Genomic DNA, 13,193 nt, shown 5'->3' on the forward strand with positions numbered 1-13,193 from the left:
GGCGACGCGTTAAACCGGTTGGTCTTTAGACAGAGTAATGAGTTACGCTAATAAACATGTCTGACCTGTCCAGCGGTGCCGCCGACGGCGACACCGCACGCACGGTGGCCGACGCCGCCGCAGGCGCGATCGCTCCCGACGACGTCGCCGCCATCAGCGCCCTGCGCTCAGCCGTGATGCGGCTGGGCCGCAGGCTCAAGCATCAAAGGGTCGACGAGTCGCTCAGCCCCACCGAGATGTCGGTGCTGGGGACGCTCGCGCGCTGCGGTTCGGCGACCCCCGGCGAGCTGGCGCGCAAGGAGCATGTCCAGCCGCCGTCGATGACCCGGATCGTGGCGCTGCTCGAAGCCAAGGGGCTCGTGCGGCTGGAGCCGCACCCCGACGACCGCCGGCAGAAGGTGGTCAGCCAGACCGAGCGGGCCGAGGCCATGCTCGACGAGAGCCGCCGCAAGCGGAACGCCTGGCTGGCCGAGCTGGCCGAAGGCCTGGACGAGGACGAATGGGCCAAGCTGCGCGCGGCCGCCCCCGTTCTGGAGAAGCTCGCACATCTGTAACGAACACCTTTGAGGAGGCGAACACTTTTGCGTACGGGACCCGGAGCAGACTCCGCACCCGCACCCGCCCCTACGACGTCCATGTTCAGCTCGCTGAAGATCCGCAACTACCGGCTCTTCGCCACCGGTCAGGTGGTCTCCAACACCGGCACCTGGATGCAGCGGATCGCCCAGGACTGGCTGGTGCTGACCCTGACCGGCTCGGCCTCCGCCGTCGGCATCACGATCGCCCTCCAGTTCCTCCCGATGCTGCTCTTCGGCCTGTACGGCGGGGTGCTCGCCGACCGGCTGCCCAAGCGGCCCCTGCTGCTGGCCACCCAGTCCGCGATGGCCCTGACCGGCATCGCGCTCGCCGTCCTCACCCTCACCGGCGAGGTCCAGGTCTGGCACGTCTATCTCACGGCCTTCCTGCTCGGCCTCGTCACCGTCGTCGACAACCCGGCCCGGCAGACCTTCGTCGCCGAGATGGTCGGCCCGGACCAGCTCGGCAACGCCGTCAGCCTCAATTCGGCGAACTTCCAGTCCGCCCGGCTGGTGGGACCGGCCGTCGCCGGTGTGCTGATCACCGCCGTCGGCAGCGGATACGCCTTCCTCTTCAACGGGCTCTCCTTCCTCGCGCCCATCGCCTCACTGCTGCTGATGCGCACCGCCGATCTGCACAAGGTCGAGCGCGCCCCGCGCGGCAAGGGCCAGCTCAGGGAAGGGCTGCGCTATGTCTCCTCGCGCCCGGAGCTGATCTGGCCGATCGTCCTCATCGGCTTCGTCGGCACCTTCGGCTTCAACTTCCCGATCTGGCTCACCGCCTTCGTCCACGACGTCTACGACTCCGGCGCGAGCACCTACGGCCTGCTCAACACCCTGATGGCCGTCGGCTCCCTGGCCGGAGCGCTGCTCGCCGCCCGGCGCGCCACCTCACGGCTGCGCATACTCGTGGGCGCGGCGGTCCTCTTCGGCGCGCTGGAGATCGTGGCCGCCCTCGCCCCCGAGTTCTGGATCTTCGCTCTGCTGATGGTGCTGGTCGGAATGTTCGGCCTCACCGTCAATGTCACCGCCAACTCCAGCATCCAGATGGCGACCGACCCGGCCGTCAGGGGCCGGGTGATGAGCCTGTTCATGATGGTGTTCGTCGGCGGTACGCCGCTGGGCGGACCGCTCTTCGGCTGGATCACCGACGCGTACGGGCCCAGGGTCGGCCTCGCCCTCGGCGGGGCGATATCGCTGGCGGCCGCGCTCGGCGTCGGCCTGCTGCTCGCCAGGTCCGGCGGGCTGCGGCTCAAGGTGGATCTGCGCCGGGGCCACAAGCACCTCGCCTTCGTGCCGAAACAGCGTGAGGAGAGTCTGACGGCCGCCGTCTGACGCGCGGACCCCGGCCGGGCGAGACTCGCCGTATGAGACTCTTCGCCGCTGTACTCCCCCCGGCCGGGGCGGTCGCCGAGCTGGGCGCGGCCGTCGACCGGCTGCGGGCGCTGCCCGGCTCGGACACCCTGCGCTGGACCGGCCGGGAGGACTGGCACTACACCCTCGCCTTCCTGGGGGAGGTCGAGGAACGGCTGCTGCCCGAACTGACCGCCCGCCTCGCCCGGGCCGCCCGCCGTACCGACCCCTTCGCGCTCCGGATCCACGGCGGCGGCCACTTCGGCGGCCACACCCTGTGGGCGGGCGCGGCCGGGGCCCTCCCTGAGCTGCGACTGCTCGCCGAACGCACGGACGCGGCGGCCCGCCGAGCGGGCGTCTCCCTGACGGAACACCGCCGCTACCACGCCCATCTCACGATCGCCCGCAGCCGCACGGAGACAGACCTCGGGCCGTACGCCGACGGGCTGAGCGACTTCGAGGGCGCGCCCTGGCCGGTCTCCCGCTTCGCACTCGTCCGCAGCGCCCGCCCCGAGCCGGGAGTCCCCGGCGCCCGCCCCCGCTACGCGACGGTCGCCGGCTGGCACCTGGGGCACAGGGGCCCCGAGGGGCCGGGTTAACCTCGTAGGGTGAACTCCAAGACCAGAAACAAGATCATGGCGGGCGTCCTCGTACTCATGTTCGCGGTTATCGCGGTGGCTGCCGTGGCCGGGCAGTAAGGGCTACCAGGCGAAGGCCTCCGGGCTGGGACCGGGCCCCGGGAAGATCTCCTCCAGCGCCGCCAGCAGCTCTTCGTCCAGCTCCAGCTCCAGGGCGCGCACCGCCCCCGTCAGCTGCTCGACGGTCCGCGGCCCGACGATCGGCGCCGTCACCCCCGGCCGGCTCAGCAGCCAGGCGAGCGCGACCTCGCCGGGCGCGAGCCCCTGCCCCTCCAGCAGATCCTCGTACGCCTGGATCCGCTCCCGTACAGCCGCGTCGGCCAGCCTCTCCGCCGCCATCCCGGCGGCTCGACGGCCGCCCTGGGCCTCCTTCCGGATCACCCCGCCGAGAAGACCGCCGTGCAGCGGCGACCAGGGGATGACCCCGAGTCCGTACTCCCGGGCGGCGGGGATGACCTCCATCTCCGCGCGGCGCTCGAAGAGGTTGTACAGACACTGCTCACTGACCAGCCCGTATCCACCGGTCCTGCGGGCTGCCTCATTCGCCTGGGCGATTTTCCAGCCCGGGAAATTCGACGATCCGGCGTAAAGGATCTTGCCCTGGGCGATCAGGGTGTCGACGGCCTGCCAGATCTCCTCGACCGGGGTCCTCCGGTCGATGTGATGAAATTGGTAGATGTCGATGTGATCGGTTCCCAGCCGCTTCAGACTGGCCTCCACCGACCGCCGGATATTGAGGGCGGAGAGCCGATCGTGATTCGGCCACGCGGACTTGTTCGCCGTCATGTCCCCGTACACCTTGGTCCCGAGCACGACCTTGTCCCGCCGCCCGTCGCCCTTGGCGAACCAGCTACCGATGATCTTCTCGGTATCGCCCTTGTTCTCACCCCAGCCATAGACATTGGCCGTGTCGAAGAAATTGATCCCGGCGTCGAGCGCCGTGTCCATGACGGTGTGGCTGTCCGCCTCCGTCGTGTGCGGCCCGAAGTTCATCGTCCCGAGAACGAGTCGGCCGACCGTGAGTCCGGTGCGTCCCAGCTGTGTGTACTTCATGGTCCACAAGCCAACGCCTTGGAGCGCGCTCGAAGCAAGAGCATCGCCCCCGGCGGAGCATCGGCCGGACTCCGCTCAGTCGCGCGGGAATTCGTCGGTGGCGAGGGTGAGGCCGACGGGGGTGCGGGTGAGATCGACGGAGGTCCCGAAGGAGACCCTCGTCTCGATGGTGTAGTCCCCGTCCTTCGGGTCGGTGTGGAGCAGACACTTGCCGGTGTACGGGTCGGCGATCAGATAGACGGGGACCTCGGCGGCGGCGTACGCGTCTTTCTTGGGCCCGTAGTCGTTGGCGGCGGTGCCTTTGGAGATCACCTCGGCGACGAACTCGATGTCCTCGTGGCGCCAGTGGCCGCGCTCGTTCTTCTTCGCGTCGTCGGTGAGCTTTGCCACGTCGGGGCAGAAGCCGTTCAGCCCGCCGGGAAAGTCGATGCGCACATCGGACAGGACCCGTACTCCCCTCCCGAATCTGTCCTCAAGGGCACGGACGATCCGACGGATGATCTCCCATCGCGTGTCCCGCTGCGGTGACATGCAGACGACCCCCTCGACGATTTCCATTCGGTATCCCTCGGGGGCGGGTATCCGCTCAAACGCCTCGAACAGCTTGTCCAGGAACCGGATGTCGTTGTCCAGAACAGTCACGGTGGCGCTCCTCCCCACTGCCGCGCCGGACGGGCAGCCGCCTTGTGCAACGATCACACAAGGACACAGTCACGCTCTGGCCAGAACTGCCCGCCGTCCGCGCGGTCAGCGCCCGCCGTCGTGCGCCTCGCGCGCCGCCAGCACATCGCCGACCCGCAGGGTGATCCACTCCACCAGCCCGCTGAGGACCGAGGACAGTTCGCGTCCCAGCGGGGTCAGCGCGTAGGTCACCCGGGGCGGTGAGGCCGGTTCGACCGTGCGGGAGAGCAGGCCGTCGCGGGTGAGGGTGCGCAGATTCTGGGACAGCATTTTCTCGCTGATGCCGCCGACGCGGTCGCGCAGGACGTGGAACCGCATCGGGCCCTCGCCCAGGGCGGCCAGGATGAGGACACCCCACCGGCTGCCCACGTGGTTCAGCACATCGCGCGCCGGGCAGTCGGCGGTGAACGCGTCGCCCGGCGAGGCGGGGCCGGGTCCCCGGGGGTTCTCTGACATGGGGTCAGCTTACTCAGGCGCAGTGGCTTACCCAAGGTAAGTTTTGGTTCCGTGAACCATCCGGGCCGCTGCGGTCAACAGACAGATGACAGGCCTGACCGCTTGACCCGTGGAGCTGATGTGACCGGACCGCCGGCCGCCCCCGACGACGCCGAGGTGATCGCCCAATCCCTGGCGCGTCCCGACGTCTTCGCCATGCTCTACGACCGGCACGCGTCCGACATCCACCGCTACGCGGCGCGCCGCCTCGGGGAGGGGGCCGCCGAGGACATCATGGCGGAGACCTTTCTGATCGCCTTCCGGGGCCGTCGGCGGTACGACACCAGCCGGGGCAGCGCCCGCCCCTGGCTCTACGGAATCGCCGCGAAGCTCATCGGGGGCCACCGGCGCAGCGAGGAACGGGCGCTGCGGGCGATGGCCCGCAGCGGGGAGGACCCGCTGGCCGCCCCGTGGAGCGACCGTTCCGACGACCGGCTGGCGGCTCAGGCCCCGCTCGCCGGTGCGCTCGCGGCGCTGTCGCCCGGGGACCGGCATGTACTGCTGCTCATCGCCTGGGCCGACCTCGGCTACCAGGAGGTGGCCGAGGCTCTCGGCATCCCTCTCGGCACCGTCAGGTCCCGGCTCAACCGCGCCCGTCGCAAGGTGCGCGAGGCCCTGATCGCCGACCCCGCGTTCACCCCCGATGCCACGGAGCTGACCACGTCATGGACGAAATGACCCGCCTGCGCGAACTGCGCGCGCAGACCCCGGCTCCCGCCCGCGCCCGCCTCGCGGCCGGTCGCCCCCCGCTCCTCCACGGCGTCGCCCCGGGCGGGCGCCCCCGCCTCGCGGGGGGGGGCGCCGGCCCGTGGCGGACCAGTGGCCGGGCGCGCGCGCTCGCCTCCGACTGGCGGATCGCCTCGCTCGGCGCGGCCGTGGCCATCACCGCCGCCGCCCTGCTCGCGACCCATATCGGGGCGGAGCCCATCCCGGACATGTCCTCCATGGACAAGGCGGCCTCGCGGAGCCTGGAGAATCCGGTCGAGGTGCTTCAGCGGGCCGCCGGAGCGGTGGCGAAGCAGCCGTCGGTCCCCGAGCCGGCCCCCGATCAGTGGATCTACTCCAAGCGAGTGGTCGACCAGGCGGATCAGGGCGACGCCCGGTCGGACGTCTCAGTGAGCGTCGACCACGACCCCGAGGCCGAGGACTGGACCCCCTACGCCAACCCCGCCGCCGAACGGGACCGTTCGGACGACGACCGCTCGGCCCGCGAGATCTACCGGATCGCCGAGGCGCTGCCCGACGACCCGGAGAAGGCGCTGATCGAGGCGCGCCGGCTCTATCCGACGGGCGACGGCAAGGAGATGGACCCCGAGCCGGCGCCCGAGCACAGTTTCCGGGCGCTGCGGGTGATGGCCGAGTCCTATCCGCTCTCCTCCAAGTCGCTCGCCAAGATCTACCGGGCGATGGCCGCGATCCCGGGCATCGACGTCGGCGAACAGCTGGTGCGCGACGCGGCGGGCCGCGAGGCCATCGCCATCACCGTCCGGGCGGCCGCCGATGCCGCCAAGTTCGCCCAGGACGGCTCCACCGAACTCCTCATCGACCCCGAGAACTACCGCTATCTGGGCTTCCGGCACCTGGCCGCGAGCGGCCACAGCTCCGGCACGCCCAATGAAATGAACGAGACAGGCCACCGAATCGACAAAGGTGACGTCCTCTACAGCGAGGCCCGCACGGATGTGGCGGTAGTTGACGCAGAGGGCAGGACGCCATGACCCAGGGAAAGCCGCGCCACGGGGGCGCAGAATTACCGGCTCACGCCGGGTTGCCTGCGCACTATGTAGCTCACGTCACATCGAGCGATGAATCCGGACCTGTCCGGAAGCGGTTGGCCCTGAGCTAGGAAAGCAGATGCCAGAGATTTCGATTGTCGTACCGTGCTTCAACGAGAGTGAGGTGATCGAGACTTTCCACACGACTCTGGTCGGGGTTCTTGAGTCGACGGGGAAGAGTTTTGAATTGTGTTACGTGGACGACGGGAGCAGTGACCACACCCGCGCCCACTTGCAGCAGCTCGCCGCCGCCGATCGGCGTACCCGCTATACCTCTTTCAGCCGGAATTTCGGCAAGGAATCGGCGATGCTGGCCGGTCTGCGGATGACCCGGGGGAAGGCGGTCATCCTGATGGACGCCGACCTCCAGCACCCGCCGAGCCTGATCCCCCGGATGCTGGAACTGCGCGGGCACGGCTACGACCAGGTCGTCGCCCAGCGCGACCGCACCGGCGAGGGAGTGGTGCGGACCCGGCTCAGCCAGGCGTACTACCGGCTGGTGCGCCGGTTCATGGAGGTCGAGGTCGTCGACGGCGCGGGTGACTTCCGGCTGCTGTCGCGGCGGGCGGTCAACGCGCTGCTGTCACTGCCGGAGAGCAATCGCTTCTCCAAGGGGCTCTTCTCCTGGATCGGCTTCGACACCGTCAGCTTCACCTACGAGAACGTGGAGCGGGCGGCCGGTCAGTCCAAGTGGGGCGGCCGGAGGCTGCTCAACTACGGCATCGACGGGCTGCTCTCCTTCAACAGCCGGCCGCTGCGGATGGCGATCCACGCCGGGCTGTGGCTCTTTCTCTCCGCGCTGCTGTACGCCGCGTGGATCGTGGCCAATGTCCTCGTCGACGGCGTCGACACCCCCGGCTACGCGACGCTGATCGCGGTCATCGTCGGCATGAGCGGGGTGCAGATCGCCACCATGGGCGTCATCGGCGAGTACGTGGGCCGGATCTACCACGAGTCCAAGCGCCGGCCGCACTACGTCGTCCGGGAGACCGACGGCTCCGAGCCGCCGGGCGGCCCGCTGCCGGCCGCCGCTCTCGCCGTCTCGGCGCGCCTCGGCGAAGGGCGGCTGTGAACATGCCGGTCGACACGCCGACCACCCCGTCCGCCTCCGCCCGCCGCGACCCGGCGGCCCCGGACGGCTCGCGGCCCCCGTCCCGATGGCGGGTGTACGGCCCGCTCGGTCTCTCCCTGCTGCCGCTGGCGCTGCTGCTCCAGGCGTCCTTCTACGGCCGCCATGTGCGGCCCAGCGCGGACGAGTGGTGCTTCATCCCGGCCGTCCGCGACGACGGGATCTGGGGACTTGTCGACAAGTTCTACTCGCTGGACAACGGACGGCTGGGCAATGGCGTCCTCGTCGGCGCGTACGCGAAGTTCCCGGTGGCCGGGCACCAGTGGTACGGCCCGGTCAGCGGGGTGCTGATGCTGGCGCTGCTGTGGGCGCTGACGGTCGCGCTGCTGCGCGCGAGCGGCACCCGTGCGCCGCGCGGGGTGCCGCTGCTGGTGGCCGGGATGGTCACGGCGGTCTTCCTGTTCGCCACGACCAACACGTACAAGACCTTCTACTGGCCGGCGGCCTCCGTCTCGCACACGCTCGCCCCGGTGCTCTGCGCCGCGGTGGCGATCCCGCTGCTGCGGGCGCGCGGACGGCGGGCCCGGATCGCGGCTCTCGCCGTGGCGGCCGGTGCCGGGGTCTTCATGGGGACGCTCTCGGAGGAGGCGTCCGTCGTCTCGCTGGTGGTCCTCGGCACGGCGGTCCTCTTCGCCCGGCTGATCTTCGCCGAGCGGATCGTCAAGACGGCCCGGATCTGGTCGCTCACGGGCATGGCGGGCATCGCGGCGGGCACCCTGCTGCTGGTCACCTCGCCGGGCTCGCGCAACCGCCGCGACCGCTTCGACGCGGAGAGCGTCTCGATGCTCGCGCCGGAGTCGCTGTGGGGCTCGCTGCGCGGGTACGTGGAGATCCTCGGCACGGTGTTCGGCACCTGGCAGTATCTGGGCGCGGTGGCCGCGGGGGTGTTGCTCGGCCTGCTCGCACGGGAGGGTGCGGGGCGGGCGCGCTCCCTCTTCGCACCGGCGCGTGAACTGCCGCTGCTGGGGCTCGGGGCGGCGGCCTTCCTGGTCGCGGGCTATCTCTGCACGGTGATCACCTACCCCGTCTTCGGCGACCGGGTGGTGACCACCGAGCGCACCTGGAACGACTATCTGCTGATGTACGTCCTGCTCCTGGTCGCCGCGGGCGCGGTGCTGGGCCGGCGGCTCCGCGACCGGGGGCCGGTGACCGCCTTCGCCGCCGCGGGCGGGGCGCTGCTCTGCGCCCTGACCGTGGTGGGGCTGATGGCCCCGCTCGCCGGTCTCGGCGACCGGATGGAGGTCAGGGCCGAGCGCTGGGACCGCCAGGACGCCTCGCTGAAGGAGGCGTCGGCGCGCGGCGAGAAGGTGATGCCGTACACCCCGACCGGGGTGGCGCGGATGAAGGAGCCGTTCGGCCGCCAGGGGAAGCTGAAGTGGCCCGCGCAGTGCGTGGCGGACTACTACCACCTGGAGAAGGTGACCTACGCGCCGCCGCCGGAAGCGCGGTAGTACCGCGGCTTCTGCGAGGAGTGCGACGAGGGGCGGGCCGGGGGAGGGGAAACCCCCGGCCCGCCCCTCGCGCGCGCCGTCCGTCAGCCCGTCAGCCCGTCAGTCGCGGAGGAAGGCCAGCACCTCGCGCTCGAACCGCTCCCGCGCCTCCAGCTGCGGCAGATGCCCGACGTCCGCCAGCTCCACCAGCCGCGCGCCCGGTATCGCGGCGGCGGCGCGCCGCCCCAGCACCGGGAAGTCGCCGAGCTTCGCCCGGTTCTCGGGGGTGGCGTACGACTTGCCGATCGCCGCCCGGTCCTTCTGCCCGATCACCAGCAGCACCGGCAGCCGCAGCCTCGGCAGATCCGCCAGCACCGGCTGGTGGTAGGCCATTTGGTACGTACGGGCCGAGGCCAGCGCCCAGCGCGGGTACTCGCCGCCGAGGGTGACGCGGTACCGCAGCTCGACATTGCGCTCGTACGCCCGCCGCCACTGCACCACATAGGCGCGGTAGAAGGCGCGGATGCCCTCCACGCCGTTGTTGGCCAGCTCGTCGGCGAAGAGCCGCTCCGTGCTCAGCGCGGGCACCAGCTCGCGGTAGTCCTCCAGGCCCACCGGGTTGGCCAGGACCAGCCGCCCGGTGCGGTCCGGGTGCTCCAGCGCGAACCGTACGCCGAGCATGCCGCCCATGGAGTGCCCGATGACATCGGCGCGGGCCACCTCCAGCTGGTCCAGGAGGGCCACGGTGTTCCGGGCCAGCAGCTCGAAGCTGTACTCCAGGGCGGGCTTCGAGGAGCGGCCGAAGCCGATCTGGTCGGGGACCACGACCCGGTGTCCGGCGGCGGCGAGGGCGCGCGCGGTCGGCTCCCAGGCGCCGCCGTCGAAGTTCTTGCCGTGCAGCAGCAGCACGGTCCGGCCGGAGACGGCCTGAGGGGAGTGGGGGGACTGGGGGGACTGCGGGGCCGGGGGGATGTCGAGATAGGCCATGTTGACCGTCTCGCCCTGGTTGACCAGCCGCAGGAAGCGCACCGGGTACGCGCTGGGGTATCCCTCCATCGCGATGCCCAGCGGCGTCTCGTAGACCGGCTCGGGACGGGTGCGAGGGACCTCTGCCGCGTTGGCGGAGACCGCCGTCACCGCCCCGGCGCCCAGCGCGGCGGCGGTCGTGGCTCCGACGGCCAGAAAGGTCCGGCGTGTGTTGCTCATGGGTGTCCCCCAGACTGATGGGCCGCCGATGCGGCTCCGCTCAACGTCCTTGGCGCACAGAAGGAGTTGAAAGGGGCCCCGCGCGTTCCCTTTCCGGAGGGGCGGCTTCAGCCCGTTCCGGGGTCTGCCGGGGCGGTCGGGCCGGTCGCCCGATAGGGCCCGCCGAGCCCCCACGCCTGGTGCATCGCGGTCGCGAACGCCGCCGCCAGCTTGTGTTCGCCCGAGGGGCCGGGGTGGGTGCCGTCGTAGGTGTCCGTGTCGATCGCGTACTCCTCGGGGGGAGAGGCCAGCAGGATCGGCGAGGCCGCGGTGTCCAGCTCCGCCACCTCCTTCGCCAGCGCCGTGTTGAAACGCTCGCACTCCGCCGCGAACGGCGCGTCGTCACGGGCCCGGACGTTCGGGATGACCGGCAGCAGGACCATCCGCAGCCCGGGGGAGGCGGCACGGGCGGCGGCGACGAAGGCGCGGACATTGCCGGCGGTCTGGTCGCTGTCGGTGTAGAAGCCGAGGTCTATCAGGCCCAGCGACACCAGCAGGACGTCCGGCCGGTGCTCCGCGACCACCGGCCCGATCAGCGGGGCCATGTGGAACCAGCCCTCGCCCCAGCCCGCGAGATGGCGGCGGGCCGCCGCCGGGAAGGGGGCCGCGTAGTCGGTGGAGACGGCGGTGTCCGTCCCGGCGTCGTACAGCCCAGAGCGGGGGCCGACGATCTCGTGCGGGCCGTCCGGGCAGCCGTCGAGGTGCCGCCACATCCGGTAGCGCCAGGTGTAGTCGCCGGCGCGTCCGACGGTCATGCTGTCGCCGACGAAGAGAAAGCGCATGGGCGCCATCATCGCCGATCGCCGTCCGCCGCCGCGCTGTGAGACCGGCCACGGGCTCGGCCGCGAACCGGCCACGGACCCGGCACGGACCCGGCGATGAGCGGTGCGGAAGCGGTGCGGGAGCGCGCCGGATGGCAGGCTGGGGCCATGCGTTCGCTTCCGTGCGTCACCGCCTCCGCCTCCGCCTCGGCCGCCGCGGCCCTTCTGCTCGCGCTCGCCGCCGCACCCGCGTCGGCCGCCGCCGCCGGGCAGGACGGCGGCGACCCCGGCTTCACCGTCGAGGACTCCCGGATCACGGAGTCCAGCGGCCTCGCCGCCAGCCGGGCCCACCCGGGGGTCTACTGGACGCACAACGACCAGGACGAGCCGAGGGTCTTCGCGGTCGACTCCCGCACCGGCCGCACGGTCGCCACCGTCACCCTGACCGGCGTCGGCAAGCCCCGGGACATGGAGGCGATCTCGGTCGGCCCCGACGGCCGGGTGTACGTCGGCGACATCGGCGACAATCTCGACGGCTCCTGGCAGCACGTCTGGATCTACGCCTTCCCGGAGCCCAAGACGCTCGGGAACGCGACCGTCCGGGCGACGCAGTACACAGTGAAGTACGAGGACGGGCCGCGCAACGCCGAGGCGATGATGGTGCATCCCACGACCGGGCGGGCCTACATCGCGTCCAAGAACGAGGACGGCGGCCGTCTGTACGAGGGCCCGGCCCGGCTCACCGCCTCGGGGACGAACACCTTCCGGCGGATCGGGGAGGTGCCGTGGGTGACCGACGGGGCCTTCTCGCCCGACGGGAAGGAGCTGGTGCTCCGCTCGTACTTCAGCGCGCGCGGCTATGTGTGGGAGAAGGGCCGGCTCGGCCCCGACCACCGGGTGCGGGCCCCCATCCAGCGGCAGTCCGAGTCGGTGACCTACACGGCCGACGGCGACGCGCTGATGTTCGGCTCGGAGGGCGCGGGCAGCGAGGTGGAGCGGGTCGCGATCGAGAAGAGCGGCGGCGGCGACTCACCGGCCAGGACGGCGGGCCCGTCCGGCGGCGCGCAGGACGAGGAGGAGGGCGGCGACCGGAAGACGACGTACGGGGTGCTCGTCCTGGCGGGCGCGGTGGCCCTGTTCCTCGGCTTCAAGCGTCTGACCCGCCGGAGCTGACCGCCTCCCCGCCGCCCCGGGTCTCCTCGGCGCGCTCGCGCACCAGCACGGAGAATCCGTCCAGCAGCCGCTTCAGCCCGAACTCGAAGTGGTCGAACTCGTCGCTGAAGGCGTCCTCCCGCAACGAGGCCACCAGCGGATACTCCCCGCTGACCAGCGCCCGCTCCAGGAAGGGCCGCTGGCGGTCCCAGAACTCCTCATGGCTCTGCCCGGTGGCCTCCGCCGCCTCGGCGGCCTCCGTCTCCACCCGGGCGATCCCGCTCACAAAGCTCTGCGTCGAGATGATCACCGAGATCAGCTCGGGATCGGTGAGTCCCATGTCCCGCAGCCCGGTCAGCGCGGCCTCCAGCCCCTTGAGCGCGCTGGGCCCCAGCACCGTCCGCGTCTGGTTGACCTTGAGCAGCCAGGGGTGCGCCCGGTAGAGGGCGAGATACCCCCGGGCCATGGCCTCCGCCGCCGTCCGCCAGTCGGGACGCTCTCCGGGGGCCGGCGGCTCCCAGGGCCCGGGGTCGCTGACCCGGTCCAGCATCAGATCGAGCAGCTCGGCCTTGCCGGGGACATAGCGGTAGAGACTCATCGCGCCGGTGCCCAGCTCGGTGGCGATGCGCCGCATGGAGACCGCGCCGAGCCCCTCCGCGTCGGCGACCTCGACGGCGGCGGTCACGATCCGGTCGAGGGTCAGGCCGGGCTTGGGGCCCCGGCTGGGGCGCCCGGCGGTGCCCCACAGCAGCTCCAGGCTGCGGGTGACATCGCCGCTACCGCTCGTTTCGACCGTCATGACCTCACCTTATGCGGTGTTCCCGAACGCGCTGGAACAAGAACTGGGTACGGTGTACCCTCATCAGGGTACAGCGTACGCAGTCGAGTTGCGCTGGCCCGCGAGAC

General features: G+C 71.3%; 14 protein-coding genes. 8 read left to right on the top strand and 6 right to left on the bottom strand.

Translation table 11 applies throughout. The features are described 5' to 3' along the window. The first annotated feature begins 56 nt into the window (after positions 1-56). From IE247_RS22130 to thpR, 3 genes are read left to right on the top strand one after another with little or no spacing between them, the layout of a single operon-like run. Complete coding sequence (locus IE247_RS22130; RefSeq protein ID WP_373305597.1) at positions 57-554, top strand: MarR family winged helix-turn-helix transcriptional regulator; 498 nt, start codon at positions 57-59, stop codon at positions 552-554. Between the two features lie 27 nt (positions 555-581). Next, entirely contained in the window at positions 582-1,910 is a 1,329-nt protein-coding gene (locus IE247_RS22135) for an MFS transporter (protein ID WP_190124963.1), read from the top strand. Positions 1,911-1,942: 32 nt separating this feature from the next. Then, positions 1,943-2,527, top strand: a complete 585-nt coding sequence (gene thpR / locus IE247_RS22140) for an RNA 2',3'-cyclic phosphodiesterase (RefSeq protein ID WP_190124964.1) — start codon at positions 1,943-1,945, stop codon at positions 2,525-2,527. 102 nt (positions 2,528-2,629) lie between these two features. On the opposite strand, the gene IE247_RS22145 is transcribed toward thpR, so the two are convergent. From IE247_RS22145 to IE247_RS22155, 3 genes are all read right to left on the bottom strand, one after another. Then, positions 2,630-3,619, bottom strand: a complete 990-nt coding sequence (locus IE247_RS22145) for an aldo/keto reductase (protein ID WP_190124965.1) — start codon at positions 3,617-3,619, stop codon at positions 2,630-2,632. Positions 3,620-3,694: 75 nt separating this feature from the next. After that, positions 3,695-4,261 carry a Uma2 family endonuclease gene (locus IE247_RS22150; RefSeq protein ID WP_229869268.1) on the bottom strand — a complete coding sequence of 189 codons (567 nt, stop codon included), beginning with the start codon at positions 4,259-4,261 and terminating at the stop codon, positions 3,695-3,697. A gap of 105 nt (positions 4,262-4,366) precedes the next feature. After that, positions 4,367-4,756, bottom strand: coding sequence for a winged helix-turn-helix transcriptional regulator (locus IE247_RS22155; protein ID WP_190124966.1), 390 nt, complete (start codon positions 4,754-4,756; stop codon positions 4,367-4,369). A 120-nt stretch (positions 4,757-4,876) separates the two neighbouring features. Here IE247_RS22155 and IE247_RS22160 point away from each other — a divergent pair, with 120 nt between their 5' ends. The 4 genes from IE247_RS22160 to IE247_RS22175 all read left to right on the top strand — a co-directional run bounded on the left by IE247_RS22160 (position 4,877) and on the right by IE247_RS22175 (position 9,150). Continuing rightward, complete coding sequence (locus IE247_RS22160; RefSeq protein ID WP_229869269.1) at positions 4,877-5,473, top strand: RNA polymerase sigma factor; 597 nt, start codon at positions 4,877-4,879, stop codon at positions 5,471-5,473. Then, a complete protein-coding gene (locus tag IE247_RS22165; protein WP_190124967.1) occupies positions 5,461-6,513 on the top strand; it encodes a CU044_5270 family protein in 1,053 nt (350 codons plus the stop codon). Before IE247_RS22160 ends, IE247_RS22165 begins: the two co-directional genes overlap by 13 nt. Before the next feature lie 136 nt (positions 6,514-6,649). Next, complete coding sequence (locus tag IE247_RS22170) at positions 6,650-7,642, top strand: glycosyltransferase family 2 protein (protein WP_190124968.1); 993 nt, start codon at positions 6,650-6,652, stop codon at positions 7,640-7,642. 2 nt (positions 7,643-7,644) lie between these two features. Further along, complete coding sequence (locus IE247_RS22175; RefSeq protein ID WP_229869270.1) at positions 7,645-9,150, top strand: DUF6056 family protein; 1,506 nt, start codon at positions 7,645-7,647, stop codon at positions 9,148-9,150. A gap of 99 nt (positions 9,151-9,249) precedes the next feature. On the opposite strand, the gene IE247_RS22180 is transcribed toward IE247_RS22175, so the two are convergent. Both IE247_RS22180 and IE247_RS22185 read right to left on the bottom strand, forming a co-directional pair. After that, the gene (locus IE247_RS22180; protein WP_190124969.1) at positions 9,250-10,335 is read right to left on the bottom strand and encodes an alpha/beta fold hydrolase; all 1,086 of its coding nucleotides are present in this window, start codon (positions 10,333-10,335) and stop codon (positions 9,250-9,252) included. 107 nt (positions 10,336-10,442) lie between these two features. Further along, positions 10,443-11,156 carry a GDSL-type esterase/lipase family protein gene (locus IE247_RS22185; protein ID WP_190124970.1) on the bottom strand — a complete coding sequence of 238 codons (714 nt, stop codon included), beginning with the start codon at positions 11,154-11,156 and terminating at the stop codon, positions 10,443-10,445. Between the two features lie 147 nt (positions 11,157-11,303). On the opposite strand from IE247_RS22185, the gene IE247_RS22190 reads away from it, so the two are divergent. After that, positions 11,304-12,308 (top strand): SdiA-regulated/phytase-like domain-containing protein, encoded by a 1,005-nt coding sequence (locus tag IE247_RS22190; RefSeq protein WP_190124971.1) that lies wholly within the window; start codon positions 11,304-11,306, stop codon positions 12,306-12,308. Here IE247_RS22190 and IE247_RS22195 read toward each other — a convergent pair. Next, complete coding sequence (locus tag IE247_RS22195) at positions 12,283-13,086, bottom strand: TetR/AcrR family transcriptional regulator (protein ID WP_190124972.1); 804 nt, start codon at positions 13,084-13,086, stop codon at positions 12,283-12,285. The genes IE247_RS22190 and IE247_RS22195 overlap by 26 nt on opposite strands. Between the last annotated feature and the right edge of the window lie 107 nt (positions 13,087-13,193).

The sequence above is a fragment of the Streptomyces inusitatus genome (genome assembly GCF_014651115.1).
Classification (GTDB): Bacteria; Actinomycetota; Actinomycetes; order Streptomycetales; family Streptomycetaceae; genus Streptomyces; species Streptomyces amakusaensis.